The sequence below is a fragment of the Psychrobacillus sp. FSL K6-4615 genome, from assembly GCF_038008225.1.
Lineage (GTDB): Bacteria > Bacillota > Bacilli > Bacillales_A > Planococcaceae > Psychrobacillus > Psychrobacillus psychrotolerans.
The window spans coordinates 120,598-137,349 of sequence record NZ_JBBOYQ010000001.1 but is presented as its reverse complement, the minus strand read 5'-3'; the positions used below and the strand labels follow the sequence as shown (position 1 = coordinate 137,349).

Genomic DNA, 16,752 nt, shown 5'->3' with positions numbered 1-16,752 from the left:
CTATTCTAAGCTCAACACATGCGTAGTATCCGGAGATCGCTCGTCAAATTTAAACCCGTTAGCACGGTAAAATGAATCTGCCTTTGCGGACTCTGTTTTAGTTGTTATTTCCTTAAAGTGACCTTTGGCATTTTCAGAAACCACTTTCAACAGTTCGCTTCCTATACCCTTTCGACGATGCTCAGGTAATGTATAAAATCGATATAGTCTTGCGGAGTTGTCAGCTTCACTAGCAGTATTTTTAAACAATCCACCTAGTGCTACCAGTTCATCTTCATCCCACGCTCCATAAATTGCCTCTCCTTGTTCGCTGAAGCGATGTGTCCCGTCTTCATATTCGGAAGCTAATCTGGATACAAAACGATACCCTTCCTTTTCACTTTCTTGAATTAGTTTGGATACGTTGACTGCGTTCAAATCTGAAATATTTTTCACTTCGATTGACATATACGTTCCTCCATTCTATTTTTGAAAAATGAACTCTTTGTTACTTTCTATATAGGAAGGCAAATCCCCTCTATATGTTTAATATATTACCATCATCCATGCTTTATACTGTCCTGCTTAGTAGACGTCATTTATAACCGGGGTTTATTTTGCTGAGCCTGTTGAAGCAAGTAAAATCAATGTATCGTTTGCTTATGGCAAAACTTATGAGGAACATTAACGTCCCTATATTAAATTAACCAGAGGAGTGAGACGATGGGATTTTGGTATTTCTTAATACTATTCGTAGGAATATTTTTTGTAATTAAGGGGCTACTTGAAAACAAAAAATTCATTTTAATAGTTGTTGGACTATTATGTATTGCGTTATCAATATTTATGTTTTCTCCAGGAAGTGCTGAAATCATTTCAGAAATATTCCATTTAAATTAGAGGTCGGTAGTTTGAAGTCGTGCTCGTGGAAAGGATTTTCATATCTATTAAATAAGCCCATGCTAGTAATTAGCATGGGCTTTCGTTTACTATTTTATAGCAGCTAATCTAGCTTCTACTTCTTCTTCAGATAATTTATGTTCTACGATGTAACGATTGCGTGGATGCTCGCGGCATTCGTCCGAACAGCTGCGCAGATACTTATGTTCGTTTTCTTCTGAGCAAAGAATTTTGTCATTACAATCAGGATTTGCGCAGTTTACATAACGCTCACATGGCTCCCCTGTGAAATGGTCTTTACCAACCACGACATGCTCTACCTGGTTTACCGGGACAGCGATACGCTCATCGAATACGTACATTTGTCCATCCCAAAGTTGTCCACGTACTTCTGGATCCTTGGCGTAAGTTGCAATTCCACCATGTAGTTGACCAACACCCTCAAAGCCTTCTCTTACTAACCATCCTGAGAATTTTTCACAGCGTATTCCGCCAGTACAATACGTAAGTACTTTTTTACCTTCGAACATTTCTTTGTTTTCAATCATCCAGTCTGGTAGGTCCCGGAAGTTGCGAATTTCTGGACGAATCGCACCACGGAAATGTCCTAGATCGAATTCATAATCATTACGAGCATCAATGACAACTGTATCCTCTGCCTGCATTTGTTCGAAAAACTCTTTTGGAGAAAGGTATTGTCCTGTTATTTCATTTGGATTAATATCGTCCGCTAATCCTAAATGCACAATCTCTTTTTTAGGACGTACATGCATTTTTTTAAAGGCATGTCCTTCTGCTTCATCTATTTTATACACCATGTCAGCAAATCGTTGGTCTGCCTTCATCATATTCATGTATGCCTCAGTTTGTTCAAACGTACCTGAACAAGTTCCGTTTATACCTTCGTCTGATACTAAAATACGCCCTTTTAACCCGATTTCCTTACATGCTGCAAGATGTTCTTGCGCAAATATTACTGGATCTTCAATCGGGACATATTTATAGTAAAGTAATACTCTGTATGCATTTGTGTCCATTTTTTACTCCACCTTTTCTAATTTTGTCCACCGTATAATATACCAAAAAAAACAGCAAATGTTAAATAGATTGTTTTCTTTTTATAATCAAAAAACGAACAAGCAAGCATATGAATGCCTCTTGTTCGTTTATATATTCTTGTCTATTTTGTTTTATTGGCAATTTCTATCGCACGATTGGTACCTTCTGCAGCTGCATCTAGCGCTTCCTGAGCATCCATTCCTTGGTATAGATTTTCAAGAGCCGTTACAATCTGTTGACGTGATTCAGGAAATACCGATATTAGAGCACCTTGTGTAGCAATAGAAGGCTCAGTGCTTTGCAATTGATCTACAGTAACTTTTAACTGTGGTGTAACCTCCCATGCATCTTTGACGTTTTGTTCTTCATATGCAGATGGGTTAATGGCGAAGTACCCTGTTTCTAAGTGCCATCTTGCTTGAATCTCTGGCGTAGTTAAGTATTTCATAAATTCCCAAGCTGCTTCTTGTTCTGCTTCTGCAATTCCTTTAGACATCCATAGGGATGCACCACCAATAACAACACCATTACGTTTTACTTCGTCAGCGTACGGAATATATGCTGCTCCTACTTCAAAAGGAGCGTTATCAATAATACCTTTTACCCCTGCAGAGGAATCCATATACATTGCAACTTTTCCAGATTGGAATGCTGCTCGAATATCATCCCAATTTGTTCCAAAGTTCCCGAAAGTTCCTGCTTTGTTCATCGTGTCTAAAAAATTGAAGGCATTTAGTCCTTCTGGTCCATTGAAAGTAGCTTCTGTTGCATCACCAGCACGACCATTTTCTTCATTTACATATAGACCACCTTGCGTAGCAACTAACTCTTCAAAAAACCATCCATATGTCAGCATGGAGAAACCTTTCATATCATCTGTTTTCAATTTTGCAGCTGCATCAATAACCTCCGAAAATGTTTCTGGGGCTTTTTCTGGATCCAGACCAGCCGCTTTAAATGCATCTTTGTTATAAAGCATTACGGGTGTTGACGAGTTAAATGGCATAGAGTATAACTGATCATCTACCGTGTAGTAATTTAATATATTTTCTTCCAGCTGAGAAAGGTCATATTTGTCTTTATCGATAAAATTCTGGATTGGCTCTACAAAGCCACTATCAATCATATATTTTGTTCCTACTTCAAATACCTGCGTTATGGCTGGAGCATCTTTTGTACCTCCAACACTACGAAGCTTCGTTAATGATTCTTCATATGACCCTTGGAATTCTGCCTGCACTTCATATTTATCCTGAGATGCATTAAAATCTGCAACAATAGCATCTAAAGAAGTCTGACCTGCTCCAGACATTGCATGCCAAAAGGAAATAACTGTTTTGCCTTCTTCAGTGGTAACTACTTCTTTTTCTGTTTCTCCCTCATTACCATCTTTTTCAGACGAACTACTATCACTGTTGGTACATGCTACTAAAGCAAAAAGACTAAGTAATAATAAAGCTAAAAATCCAAATTTAGATGATTTCCTCATAATTAACGTACACCTCTTTTTTAGTTTTGAACAACCTTTATTTTAGAGCTCCTTGCGTTAACCCTTTTTGTAATTGCTTTTGACCTAAAAATAATAATAGTAGTGTTGGTATGATTACTACAATTACGCCTGCCATAACCACCCCCCATTCTGTTGCTACTTCTTGCGATTGAAGTTGCTTCAAACCGATTTGGACGGTACGAACCGAGTTATTGGTTGTCACTAAAAGTGGCCATAAATACATATTCCATGTTGTCAAAAACCCATAAGCCCCTAATGTAACAAGACTTGTTTTTGAAACAGGTAATACTACTCGAAAGAAAAATCCAAACTTACTCAATCCTGCTATTTGCGAAGCCTCATGAAGTTCTTTTGGAATAGTCTTAAAGTGTTGTCTCAGTAAAAATGTCCCAAATGCTAAAGCAAAAAACGGCAATGTCATTCCTTGATAAGTATTAATCCAATCTAGTTTTTGGATGGTGAAAAAGTTTGGAATCATCGTCGCTTCCCACGGAATCATCATCGTGGATATAAATAAGAAAAAGATAAAATCTCTACCCTTAAACGTGATAAATACAAATGCATATGCAGCCAAGCTACAAACAACTAACTGACCAAGCATTACTCCCAGTGAAACAACAAAACTATTGATCAGGTAATTTAATAAAGGAAGCCGATCAAACACCTTTACATAATTATCAAGACTAAAGGTAGACGGTAGTAACTTTCCAGATAAAATCTCTCCACCCGTCATGAAACTTATCATAAATGCGTAAATGATGGGAAAAAACATAATAATTGATGTAACAATCAATAAGAAATAAAGAACTAGCTTTTTCCATACCCTCATTGGTAATGCACCTTCTTTTCCCCAAGCTTAAATTGTAAAATTGTTACGATTAAAATACATATAAACAAGAACACCGCCTGGGCACTCGCTGTTCCGAATTGATAATTGATGAACGCTTCTCTATAAATGGAATATACGATTAAATTGGTAGATTGAGAGGGTCCACCTTTCGTTAAAATATCAATTTGTCCAAAAGTTTGAAAAGCATTTATAAGTGAAATGGTAATGATGAAAAACAAAGTTGGAGAGAGCATAGGGATTGTAATCCTCTTTAATCGATACCAATAACTAGCACCATCAATACGTGCACTCTCGTATAAATACTCATCAATGTTTTGTAAACCACCAAGTATTATCAAAAAGGAAAACCCTGTATTTAGCCAAATAGTCGAGAGGGACACTGAAAATAATGCCCATGTTGGATCTAATAGCCATTCAATTTGTGGGAGATTAAAGATATTCAAAAATTTATTGAACATCCCAACACTTGGGTGAAATAAAAATAACCAAACGACTGAGGAGGCTGCTACAGATACCCCCATTGTGGAAGCATAGATCGTTCTGAAAAACCCGATACCTCTCAGTTTTTCATTTGCGAGTAACGCTAAAATGAGGGCAATAATGATTCCTGTTGGAACTGTATACAAAACAAATAAGAACGTTGCTTTAATACTGTTGAGAAATGCATCCGATTCTAGTAAATAAGTATAGTTTTCTAGACCCACAAAAATCGCAGCTTCACCTGCTTGATCTGTTAAAAAGAAGCTTAAGTAAATAGTTCGAAACATCGGATAAAAAACAAATACTGTAAATAGTATAATGGAGGGCAATAAATACAATAGGGCGGTCCTCACATTAGATGACCGTTGCCAATAGCTTATTTTTCTTCGTTTGGTTACCGTCGTCATACAAATACCTCTTTACCAAATACATGATTTTCGACGTCTGATGGAGTTTTAATAATTTTCTTTGTCTCACTATCAAAAAAGCAGAAGGATTCATAATTCATCATTAAAGGAATATTATCGCCTATTTCAATTTGCCATTGTCCACTCCACTTAACTTGCCAGGATTCCCCATTTAATAAAAAGGTGAAAATTGTTTCATTACCTAAAATTTCTACATTGGAAACTTCCACTATGAATTTGTCTTTTTCCACTGTCTCTTTGGTTGCTGCTTTAATATGCTCAGGTCGTATCCCTACAATTATTTGTTCAGTTAAATAATGCACATCTGCTATTGGTATTGGAATCACAATAGAATCGCTTAATCGAATTGTACTCATTATTTTATCGCCAACACCAGTTGCTAGATTCATAGGAGGTGAACCTATAAATGTAGCGACAAAAGGGTTAGCCGGATTATTATAAATGTCGATAGGCTTGCCTATTTGCTGGATGGATCCCTCATGGAGAATCATTATTCGATCACCCATAGTCATTGCTTCGATTTGGTCATGTGTCACATAAATCATCGTAATTCCTAAACGTCTTTGGATTTGCCTTATTTCAGAACGCATATGTGCCCGTAGCTTTGCATCTAAATTAGATAGGGGTTCATCCATTAAACAAATAGGTGCTTCTGTTACAATTGCTCGAGCTAATGCGACTCTTTGACGCTGACCACCCGATAACTCTCTAGGTTTCCGCTTTAAGTAATCCGTCAACCCAAGCATTTCTGCTACTTCACTTGTTCGTTTAGCTCGCTCTTTTTTATCAATTTTTTTCACATGTAAACCAAATTGAATGTTGTCTTCAACCGATAGGTGAGGATATAATGCATAGTTTTGAAACACCATGGATAAATCTCGTTTGCTTGGTGGCAAGTCATTCACTTCTATGTCACCAATTTTCAAGGTCCCACCCGTTATATCTTCTAATCCCGCAATCATTCGAAGCATTGTACTTTTTCCGCATCCTGAAGGACCGACGAGAACAAAAAATTCCCCCGGTTCAATAGTTACGTTAATATTGGATATAACGTTAGATTGCTTATCATACGATTTGGAGATATCAATCAATTCAACCCTCTTCATAGCATTCCATCCTCTCTACCTTTATCAAGTAAAATTATAGTGACGACCTAGCTAAAATAGATGTTAATTATTCCAATAAACTCATTCTACTAGACAAAACTTTATAATGTAAAGTAATTGTCAGTTTTTACTGAATATTTACACTTTTAACTAAATCTTATTAAAACTTTACTAGAAAGGAGTCTCTCATGCGCTTATTATTTACTATACTAGTAAGTTTATGTTTAATAGCAGGCTGTGATAACTCGGAAAACAGTATACAACCAATTTCCAACGACAAGTTATTAATCATAGCGCACCGCGGGGCTTCTGCTTTTGCACCGGAGCATACGATGACTGCTTATGAGATAGCCCACCAAGCGGATGTAGACTATATTGAAATAGATTTACAAATGACAAAGGATGGAGTGTTAGTTGCTATGCACGACGAAAAGGTTGATCGTACAACGGATGGACTTGGCTTTGTAAAGGAGTATACGTTGGAAGAAATGAAGCAGTTAAATGCAGGGAAATGGTTTAATGAAGCATATCCAGATTTGGCTAACAAAGAGTTTGAAGAAGAGAAAGTCCCCACCTTAGAAGAGATTTTTGTTCAGTTCGGGGATGATGTAAATTATTATATTGAGTTAAAGTCACCACGTATTTATAAGGGAATGGAAGAGAAGCTTTTCAGTTTATTAAAAAAGTATGATTTATTAGGAGAGGACCACTCCTTGCCAAAAGTTATTGTGGAGTCGTTCAATGAGGATACTTTAACAAAGTTTCATACACTAGAGCCGACGCTTCCTCTTGTTCAACTGTTTAGTTTCAAAGAGAAAGCTGCGTTATCTCATTTAGATTATGAACGTTTGCAAACTTATGCTAGTGGAATTGGGGTTAATTTAAAATCGGTCGATCAAGAATTTATTCACGAAGCCCAATTAAATGGAATGCAGGTGCATCTATATTCTATTAAAACTGAAAATGAAATGAAGAATGCGATCCATCTTGATGCGAACGGGGTATTTGTTGATAATCCCATCTTAAGTGAGCTCCAGTAGAAAGTTAACTTCCTGCTTGAAGCGCATGCTCACATAATTTATGGAAGCTTGCTTCAAATTTTTCATTGTCTTCTTTTTGACGTTTCTTAGGACCCTTTAAGCGCCCCCCTGCCTGTCTAATTTTCTTAGATATATGGCGACTGTCTAACAGTTGGTCAATGTTCTCAGGAGTATACCAGCGTCCGTTTTGATCGATTGCAAAACCTTGCTTAGCCAATACCATTGCCGCTAGGCCATAGTCTTGGGTAACGACTATGTCCCCTTTTTTCACTCTATTTACTAGAACAAAGTCTACTGCATCTGCTCCTTTAGATACCATTATTGTATCTGCACCTTCTCGTTGCATATAATGCGCAGTATCACATAGTAAAGTAACGTTCATTTTAAACTTTTTCGACACAAAAATCGTTAAATCTACTACTGGACATCCGTCAGCATCAACTAAAACATTTACCATTTTACGCACCTCATTTTCACTTGCTTATCCTTACATTATATTATATCCAATCTAGTAAAGTATAATCTGTCGGAATTGCCTTTAAACCTTCCTACTTATCCTTCTCTTTGAAAAAAAAACGCCCAAATTTCTGGACGTTTACTTTTCATATGCTCCTAAAATTTCTACTGCTTTTTCTGTTACCGACGCATCTACCGCCTTATCAAAATCTACATCCCCACTAATAGCTCCGTTTTCTTTGTATGCATTATATTGTTTTAATACATCATCTAAAAACATTGTACCGTCTGGGTTTAATCCAGTTACAAATACTTTTTCCCAAAGCGAAGTATCTTTTAGAGATGTATGCTTTGTCATGATGTCTATAATTTCAGCTTTGTTCTCCCCTTTAATAAAGGCATCATTGTAATCACGAACCCCTTTTAAATAGGCAGCCATGAACCGCAGGGAAACCTCCTGTTCATCATTCATGAACTGTGGTGAACCTAATACCATAGCAATTTGAGACTCAGGTGCATAGTCAGTCGCATCTCCAAACCGTTGATGAAACCCATTTTCAACACCTTGCGCTATTAATGGCTCAATTTGTAATGCTGCATCAATCGATCCATTTTCAATTGCACCTAACATACTTCCGAAATCTGCAAGTAATACAAGCTCTACATCCTCAGTTGTTAATCCAGCATGCTTTAGCATTTCCAAATAGATATATTCATCAATCGAGTTTTTAGAGGATATTGCAATTTTTTTCCCCTTAAAATCTTCATAACTTTTTATTTCATCTACCATTTGATTTCCAATTACAAATGAAAAATAAGATTTTCCTGGAACATTATGCCCTTTGTCTGCAATAATTTTCACGTCAATTCCTTGTGCAATAGCATTAAAGAATGACGCAGTCGATACTCCTCCTGCGATATCTACATCTCCAGAAGCAAGGGCCGGCAACATTTCATCACTATTCGAGAACACCGCAAACTCTACATCTATATTGTAATCCTCAAAGTACCCTTTTTCTTTTGCGATATAAAACCCAGCTCCAGAGGCAGATCCATCCTCAGCGATAACAACCTTAACCTTTTCCTCTAGTGGTGCAAGATCTCCTGAAGGATTTTCTTTACTCACCTCATCATCTACTTTGGATGAACTGTCCTTATCTTTAGAACTACATGCACTTAGTAAAAGTACAAAAGATACTACAATTAAAAAGCCCCACTTTTTCACATATTTCCTCCTTACTTTCTCGACTTTTGAACTTCCTGCTGTAGATGATTCCAGATCGCTATAAACTGCTCCGCCATTTCCAGATTGGCACGAACTTGCTCCATCGTACGTGGTCTTGGCAGAGGTACTTTTATCTCTTCTACTATCTCTCCCGGTTGAGCACTCATCAATACAATACGGTCACTTAATAACAAAGCCTCATCTATACTATGCGTAATAAAAATCACTGTTTTTTTCGTCTCAGACCAAATAGATAGCAACTCTTCTTGCAAGATGAACTTGTTCTGTTCATCCAGCGCTGCAAATGGTTCATCCATTAGCAATATCTCCGGATCATTTGCAAAAGCTCGTGCAATACTTATCCGTTGTTTCATGCCTCCTGAAAGTTCTTTTGGGTATAGCTTTGAGAACTTTGTAAGACCAACTTTTTTTAAATAATAATTAGTTTGCTTTCGAACAAACTCTTTAGGCAGATGACGCATATTCAGCCCGAATGCTACATTTTCTTCTACAGTCAACCAAGGAATAACTCCCTTTTCTTGAAATACCATTGATTGCAATGGCCGGAAGTCTGTATCTGATTCTATTGAAAATGTACCCGAACTTGGTTGTTCCAGGTCAGCAAGTATTCGTAGTAAAGTTGTTTTTCCACATCCACTTGGACCAACTATACAGACAAACTCTCCTTCTTCTACGTTTAACGTAATATTTTGTATAGCTGTCACACTATTATTTTTTTTATAAAATACTTTCGTGAGATTATCAATAGAAATTTTTACTGGTTGGTCCATCTAATCACCTCCAAGGGATAATTTTTCTTTGTAATCCGCGTAATAAAAGAGAAAACATAAATCCAAAGAAAGAAATGAGGATCAATCCGACGAACATTTCTTTTAACATAAACGCTTTATAGGAAGTCCAGATTAAATAACCGATACCTGATGTTGCCCCCATCATCTCAGCCGCGACAATCGTCAGTAACGCAATCGCCTGCCCCATTTGAATTCCTTCTAACATAACTGGAAGGGCGCCCGGGAAAGCAATTCTAAGAAAGAAATCAGTGGGGCTTGCACCATAATTTTTGGCTACGTCTAAGTGAACTTTTTCTATATTCAATACGCCAGCGACAGTATTAATAACCACTGGGAAAAATACACTTCCTGCAATAGTAACAACTTTTGAAAAATCTCCAATACCAAAAAGGATAATGATGATCGGTAGTAAAGCCAAAGTCGGGATAGGCATAAATGCCATGACAATCGGTGAGATAAAATGACGGATCGGGGCGTACAATCCCATTAGTAGCCCAATAATTATTCCTGGTATTACACCTAATAAAAATCCAGCGGCTATTCTATACAAAGAGACAGAAATATGTGTCCATAACAACCCACTTGTCATCAATTCAAAAAATGTAGAAACAATGGCAGATGGGGGTGGAAAAAATCGTATATCAAGTACACCTGTTCTTGAACAAATTTCCCAAAGTAAAAGAATGAAAATAGGAGAAATAATGGTTAATAATTGTTTTCCTCTCTCTTTTACTTGTCGCTTCTTCCATTCTTGTTGTTCCATTTCATAGGGATTGTATAATTTACCCTCTTTTTCCTCGTGCATTTTTCACCACCTCTTGTAAAAATAATATGATGAAAGGGGAATTTGTGTGAAAGACATACGGTATACTAGATAGTATCTATCAGAATTTTCTAGTTTGACAGAAAAGACGTAGGATGATAAATTGGTAAATATTTGGGGGAGGTAATTTATTTGTCGTCGAAGGAGTTAACTTCTAATAGGGAAATGCCATATTTCGTTATTAGTGTTATTTTCAGTTTGTTATTATACATACTTGCTATCGTGTCATTATTTGGTATTGCTATTTTATTAATTCTTTTCGTATTTTTACTTTATGCTAATGTAGTTATGCTCGGCTCTATTCGAGGAAATGGGATACGTATTAGTGAAAAGCAATTCCCAGATGTATACGCGCGTGTCGTGTCTTTGTCTGAAAAAATGAACATAAAAAAAGTTCCTGATGTGTTCGTTATTCATTCAGAAGGAGCATTTAATGCATTTGCTACAAGATTTCTAGGAAGAAATATGGTAGTTATTTATTCGGAAGTTTTTGAGTTAGCTAGAGAACGAGGTGAAGCAGAGCTCGATTTTATCATTGCCCACGAACTTTCTCATGTAAAGAGAAGACATGTGTGGAAGAACATTTTAATCATGCCTGCACAATTTATACCATTTCTCTCGCAAGCGTATAGTAGATCATGTGAATATACCTGTGATCGTGAAGCTGCCTATTATATACAAAATGGAATGGCTGCTAAACAAGCACTTACCATTCTTGGCGTTGGAAAAAAGTTATATTCAGAGGTAAACGAAGACGCATATTTGGAACAAATCCATACAGAATCGAATATTGCCGTATGGTTAAGCGAAGTATTATCCAGTCATCCACTTTTACCTAAACGAATTCAAGCTGTCGGGAACTTTATGAGAATAGAAGGTACACCAAATTACTATTCTAACTCCAGCAAAATTGCTCTTGGAGTGGGTGCACTCATTGGAATTTTCTTTGTTTGTTATATTGCGGTCATAGCTTTATTTGCAGCTGGTACACTTACTTATGCTAGTTTGTTTTCTGGGAGTATTTTCAATGAACTATCTCCTGAAGAAGATTATTTAAGTGATGAGTATTCATTGACCTTAACTCCTCTAATGGAAGCTGTTTCAGATGGGGATGAAGAAAAAGTTAATAGTCTACTATCTAGTGGAATTGATATAGAAGAGATGGACTCAGAGCGAACAACTGCTCTTCATTATGCAATATACGCAGGAAATATTGCGATAGCAGAAAAGTTATTAGAGGCTGGGGCTAATCCAAATACCTCAGATAATTACTCTAATACGTTAACCGCTGCATTGGAATACCAAAACTATGAAATGGCTGCTCTCCTATATGAGTATGGAGCAGATCCAAAGATAGTTGACCCACAAGGTTTATCCGCCTTAAACATGCTTGAGGTGTATAGCGAGGAAGAATTTTTAGATATTATAAGATAAGTATTGAGATAAAGCATAAGATGTCCTGTTTCTATTGCTTTCGAAGGACTTTAGACTTTCTATTATTATCGTTTGAATTTTAGTGATATTGGTTGTGACGTCCGTCATAACCAATATCACTTTTTTGTTATTCTTATGTTGTTTGTCAGTCAGTCGCCTGCCTACATCTCTTAGACAACTAATGAAAGGTACTTTTTATTGAGCTAGACTACTATTATCTTCTATCCAAAATAACACAATTTTATTCCGTTCTATTTATAATTAATCAATTTCTACTCATTTATTAGTTGCTGCTAATTAATTCATTATAAACAGTCAGGGAAATCATATCCGGATTTCACAAAAGAATCTATTATGAAATTGGTTTATTTAATAACAAATTTTGTACTGCTATAACCTGCTTTTTGTTTCTCCACTTCTAGAATGGCTGGGATGGCTGCTTTTAGCTCTGCTACATGGGAGATAACGCCAATCATACGTCCAGATTTTTGCAGATCAACTAATGTATCGATTGCTTTGTTGAGAGACTCCTCATCAAGAGATCCGAATCCTTCATCGATAAACATGGTCTCGATACGAATATTACCTTGGAAGCTTTGAATAACATCGGCCATTCCAAGTGCTAGACATAAGGAAGCATTAAACTTTTCGCCACCTGACAATGTTTTTACGTCTCGTTTCTGACCTGTATAAGCATCATATACATCCAACCCGAGTCCACTTTGTTTCCCATGCGTTTCCTGTCTATCACTTCGCAGCAATTGGAACTGACCATTCGACATATGCTTTAATCGTTCGTTCGCTGCCTGAACAATTTGCTCCAAGTATTCTATTTGTACATATCGCTCAAATGATATTTTCTTTTGGTTATGCCCCCTCAATATGTCATAGAGATCCATAATTCGATGTACTTGTTCCTCTAATAGAGTAATTCTCTCACTAGTAGAAGCAATCTTATCTTCTATTTCTTTTCCTGCCTTTACGTACTCTTTTGTACTATTACATATCGTTAAAGCCTGCTCGTACATTTCCTTTAACTGATTCAATTCATCCTCAAGAGGCTTTAGTTCAACTTTTGTTTTGTTTTCCAGTTGTCCTTTTCTTTCTCTTACTTGCTCCGTAAATGTATGGAGCCTTTGCTTATATTCTTCACATTGATATTTTAGGGCTGAGCGCTCTGTTTCGGTTAGTTTAGCAGCCAAATACTCTTCTAAAGTTTCAAACGTTGCTTTGCTCAAGGATTCTCTAAATTGAGTTAAAGCTTTTTCGCGTTTTACTCCCGCCTCTTGTAATGATTTAGAGGTATGCTCTAGTGCTAAGCGGGCTGTGGTACACGCATCATGGGAAGACTGCATCCTATTTTGTACATTTTCCCATGCAAGGGCTAATTGTTCTTTTTGCTTTGTTGCAAAAGTAATTTCTGTTTGTAGATTTTGTAAAGTCGGTATATGACCAGGTATTGTGGAAAGCTTCGACTCATATACCGCTCTTGCTTGCTTCACTTGGCTTGACTGCTCTCTGTAAAATGCTTCCATCTCTAAGTTACTCTGTTCTAGATTTTCAACTTTGGCTATGGACTCTTTATAAGGTTGTTTTAAAGAAAATAGCAGTTCTTTTTTTAAGCGAAGTTGCTGTACCTCTCTTTGCAAATCGAGCAGATTGGTTTCTACTTGCTCGACCAATACTGCCTCTACTTCATGTTCCTTCAACTGAACGAGCACTTTTTGTATTTGAGCTTCTGCTGTTTCTTTTTTCGCTTTAAAGGTCAATAAAGTCGATTCTTCCTTATTTAACGCAGCCTTCGCCATTCGAAGCTCACCTTCATCAACAAAACTTTCACCTATATCAATATGCAATGTGGAATGCTCTTTGCTACCACATACTGGACATGGCTCGCCCTCTACTAGTTTAGATGCAATTAAACTTGCCTGATTCCCTAACCACTGTTGTTCAATATCCTCATACGTTTCTTTGCATTGTTCAAATTTGTCCTGTTGCTTGGCTTCCGCTGAGATCAGTATATGCAGTTCCTGGTCAACGACTTTATATTCTTGCAGTTTGTTATGCTGCGCTTGGAGCAAAGTAAGCTGTTGCACCTTACTGTCTAAAGGTTCTAGTAGTTCTTCTAACTTCTCTATTTCTAACTTCTGTTCTTTTAACAAGTTCTTATGTTTTTGGAGATTAGCAGCTATTGTCGAAAGCTTTTGTTCAGCCTCTAAACTACCTTTTTCAAGTAATAACAACTCTTCCCTCTTAATCTCCAACTCTTCAAATATAGGTAATAGACTGTTTAAGTAGATAACCATTTCCACACTTTTTTCGCGTGCTTCTTTATTATTCGATTCGGTTGTAAAGATAATTTCTGTTTGTTTCAAATTATCCTCTGCAATCATATTTTCTTTCTGCGCTTTCTCCAATAAAGTCCGCTTTCCTCTAACCTCTAGCTCAAGCTCATTGAAATAAGCTTCAATTGGCTCTATAATACTTGCACGCTCCGCAGAATCTAACTGTTGCTGCTTTTCTAAGAACTCATTTTCACGCTCTTTTAATGCCTTAAGTTGTTGTTCCTTTACTTCCAACTCGATAAAGCGATCATTGATAGCTTTGGTTTCATGGTAGACTTTCTGTTTGTTCATATGAAGGTCATATGCTTCTTCATATTTACGTTCGTCTTGTATAATTTTCTCTTTGTAAAAGGTAGTCTCTTCTTTTAATGCCTCTACTAATTGAAAGGTGTTAAAATTAGCTTCATTTATTAATGTAAAAAGGTTAGATTCACGTAGTGGAAAGGAAGCAATAATTTTTTCTGTAAAATTATCCTGTGTCAATTGTTCTTTTCTAAGTTCTGCCTCTGCAATTATCTTTTTCTCTTTGAGTTTTTCATGAATCATTTTGTAGGGCTCTGTTTTAAAAATCTTTCGTAAAATAGCTTCTTTGTTTTCTGTAGTAGAGGTCAATAGCTTTCGAAACTCTCCCTGTGGGAGCATGACAATTTGACTGAACTGATCTAAAGTCAACCCAATGATTTCTTCTACCTTTTTGTTGATCTCCGATACAATCTGTCGTTCGACAACAGGTACTTCTCCAGTAGCTTGTATCTCAAAAAATTCATATCGTTCACCCGTTGCACCTTTATTGCCTTTTTTCACGTGACCTAATTGTCGCAATATGCGGTAACGTCTATTATGTATCTCGAAGACTAACTCAACAGAAGTATGTGTATCATCTGTTGCGAAATCACTACGCATCGTTTTCGTATCGCGACGATCCTCCCCGCTTCCTGAACCGTAAAGCGCAAAACAAATCCCATCAAATATAGTTGTTTTCCCTGCTCCTGTTGCTCCGGAAATAACAAATAGCCGATTTCCTTTTAGTTCAGTAAAGTCAATTGTTTCTGTGAATTTATAAGGACCAAACGCACTCATTTTCAGTTGAATCGGTTTCAATTGGATTTTCCCCCTTCCCGTTCTTCTCGTGCTAATACAGTTAATACTTCTTTAAATATTTCCCCGGTCTCTACCGATGCTTCTTTACCACTTACTTCGGAGTAAAACGAACGGAACAGTGTATATTCATCCTTTTTCGTCCGCCCAACTTCTGGTTCTTCTGACAAACTAATTAATTGAAACGCTTTTCTTTCGACGTGCATGGCATTAGGATAAACGGTCCGGATTTGTTCCATCGGAGATAAAACTGGCGTATCATCTAGTAATTTCACGAACACATAATCTTCACTAACAGGTTGCTTTAATATATCCTGCAAAAAACCCTCAACCGTTCTCATATCTCGAGTTGGTGCAAGTAATCTTTTTTCTACAGTCGTTTTACCTTCTGCATCCATCTCCACGATGAAAAAGCCCTTTTTATGGTGCTCCTCCGAAATAGAATATTTTAGTGGTGAACCTGAATAGCGGATTGTTTCGTTTAAAACATAGTGGGCTTGATGTAAATGCCCTAGAGCCGTGTAATGAAACGGTTGGAATAGACTTGCATTTACATATTCTGCTCCACCTATAGCTAAAGGACGTTCGGAATCACTTGTATTTTCCTGTTCTTGACCATGTGGAGTAACAAAGGCATGTCCTACAAATACATGCCTTTTTGTTTTTTCCATCTTCTCTTCTATTAATTCTATTATTTTTTTCATAGCTTGGTTATGTGTAATTATTGTCTCATCTTCCATTAGATATCGGACTTGGGAAGGATCCGCGTATGGCACAAGGTGGAAATGCACCTCTCCATAAGTATCGTTTAAAACTATAGATTGCATGTTCTGACTTAATTGTCCCACAATATGTAAACCCGTTTCTTTCATAAGCTGGCTACCAAAGTTTAGTCGACTAGGGCTATCATGGTTTCCTGCAATAGTTAATAATGGGGTATTGCGTTTCAACACAATCTCTGCAAACAATTCATCCAATAAGTGTACCGCTTCCGTTGGTGGTACTGCTCGATCGTACAAGTCTCCTGCAATAATTACTGCATCTGGCTTTTCTATATCAATTGCTTGGAGAAATTGTTCTAATACAAATCGTTGATCCTCTGTCATATATATCCCTTGAACCAATTTACCCAGATGCCAGTCTGCTGTGTGAAAAAATTTCAATTTAATTCACTCCTTCTATTAATATTCGTTTATTTGATAATTCT

The 16,752-nt window shown here is 37.0% G+C and carries 14 protein-coding genes; 2 read left to right on the top strand and 12 right to left on the bottom strand.

The window, feature by feature from the left end; translation table 11 throughout:
• From MKX53_RS00695 to MKX53_RS00670, 6 genes are all read right to left on the bottom strand, one after another.
• Complete coding sequence (locus tag MKX53_RS00695) at positions 1-447, bottom strand: GNAT family N-acetyltransferase (RefSeq protein ID WP_093536640.1); 447 nt, start codon at positions 445-447, stop codon at positions 1-3.
• 521 nt (positions 448-968) lie between these two features.
• Positions 969-1,916, bottom strand: coding sequence for an oxygen-dependent tRNA uridine(34) hydroxylase TrhO (trhO, locus tag MKX53_RS00690; RefSeq protein WP_340908332.1), 948 nt, complete (start codon positions 1,914-1,916; stop codon positions 969-971).
• A 143-nt stretch (positions 1,917-2,059) separates the two neighbouring features.
• A complete protein-coding gene (locus MKX53_RS00685) occupies positions 2,060-3,427 on the bottom strand; it encodes an ABC transporter substrate-binding protein (protein ID WP_340908329.1) in 1,368 nt (455 codons plus the stop codon).
• Between the two features lie 37 nt (positions 3,428-3,464).
• The gene (locus tag MKX53_RS00680; protein WP_340908327.1) at positions 3,465-4,277 is read right to left on the bottom strand and encodes a carbohydrate ABC transporter permease; all 813 of its coding nucleotides are present in this window, start codon (positions 4,275-4,277) and stop codon (positions 3,465-3,467) included.
• A complete protein-coding gene (locus MKX53_RS00675) occupies positions 4,274-5,185 on the bottom strand; it encodes a carbohydrate ABC transporter permease (protein ID WP_093536650.1) in 912 nt (303 codons plus the stop codon). The genes MKX53_RS00680 and MKX53_RS00675 overlap by 4 nt, the downstream gene beginning before the upstream one ends.
• Positions 5,182-6,312, bottom strand: a complete 1,131-nt coding sequence (locus tag MKX53_RS00670) for an ABC transporter ATP-binding protein (protein ID WP_340908324.1) — start codon at positions 6,310-6,312, stop codon at positions 5,182-5,184. The genes MKX53_RS00675 and MKX53_RS00670 overlap by 4 nt, the downstream gene beginning before the upstream one ends.
• 188 nt (positions 6,313-6,500) lie before the next feature.
• Between MKX53_RS00670 and MKX53_RS00665 the strand changes: the two genes are divergently transcribed.
• Positions 6,501-7,352 carry a glycerophosphodiester phosphodiesterase family protein gene (locus tag MKX53_RS00665; RefSeq protein WP_340908321.1) on the top strand — a complete coding sequence of 284 codons (852 nt, stop codon included), beginning with the start codon at positions 6,501-6,503 and terminating at the stop codon, positions 7,350-7,352.
• Between the two features lie 4 nt (positions 7,353-7,356).
• Here MKX53_RS00665 and MKX53_RS00660 read toward each other — a convergent pair whose 3' ends face one another.
• From MKX53_RS00660 to MKX53_RS00645, 4 genes are all read right to left on the bottom strand, one after another.
• Positions 7,357-7,809, bottom strand: coding sequence for a YaiI/YqxD family protein (locus MKX53_RS00660; RefSeq protein WP_093536656.1), 453 nt, complete (start codon positions 7,807-7,809; stop codon positions 7,357-7,359).
• 138 nt (positions 7,810-7,947) lie between these two features.
• Positions 7,948-9,033 (bottom strand): ABC transporter substrate-binding protein, encoded by a 1,086-nt coding sequence (locus MKX53_RS00655; RefSeq protein ID WP_340908319.1) that lies wholly within the window; start codon positions 9,031-9,033, stop codon positions 7,948-7,950.
• Positions 9,034-9,044: 11 nt separating this feature from the next.
• A complete protein-coding gene (locus tag MKX53_RS00650) occupies positions 9,045-9,824 on the bottom strand; it encodes an ABC transporter ATP-binding protein (protein WP_093536660.1) in 780 nt (259 codons plus the stop codon).
• Between the two features lie 4 nt (positions 9,825-9,828).
• Positions 9,829-10,650 carry an ABC transporter permease gene (locus MKX53_RS00645; protein WP_093536662.1) on the bottom strand — a complete coding sequence of 274 codons (822 nt, stop codon included), beginning with the start codon at positions 10,648-10,650 and terminating at the stop codon, positions 9,829-9,831.
• 150 nt (positions 10,651-10,800) lie between these two features.
• Here MKX53_RS00645 and MKX53_RS00640 point away from each other — a divergent pair, with 150 nt between their 5' ends.
• Positions 10,801-12,102, top strand: a complete 1,302-nt coding sequence (locus tag MKX53_RS00640) for a M48 family metallopeptidase (RefSeq protein ID WP_340761112.1) — start codon at positions 10,801-10,803, stop codon at positions 12,100-12,102.
• A 365-nt stretch (positions 12,103-12,467) separates the two neighbouring features.
• On the opposite strand, the gene MKX53_RS00635 is transcribed toward MKX53_RS00640, so the two are convergent.
• Together MKX53_RS00635 and MKX53_RS00630 are read right to left on the bottom strand one after the other, a co-directional pair.
• Positions 12,468-15,548, bottom strand: a complete 3,081-nt coding sequence (locus MKX53_RS00635; RefSeq protein ID WP_340908317.1) for an SMC family ATPase — start codon at positions 15,546-15,548, stop codon at positions 12,468-12,470.
• Entirely contained in the window at positions 15,545-16,708 is a 1,164-nt protein-coding gene (locus tag MKX53_RS00630) for an exonuclease SbcCD subunit D (RefSeq protein ID WP_340908315.1), read from the bottom strand. The genes MKX53_RS00635 and MKX53_RS00630 overlap by 4 nt, the downstream gene beginning before the upstream one ends.
• Positions 16,709-16,752 lie beyond the last annotated feature (44 nt).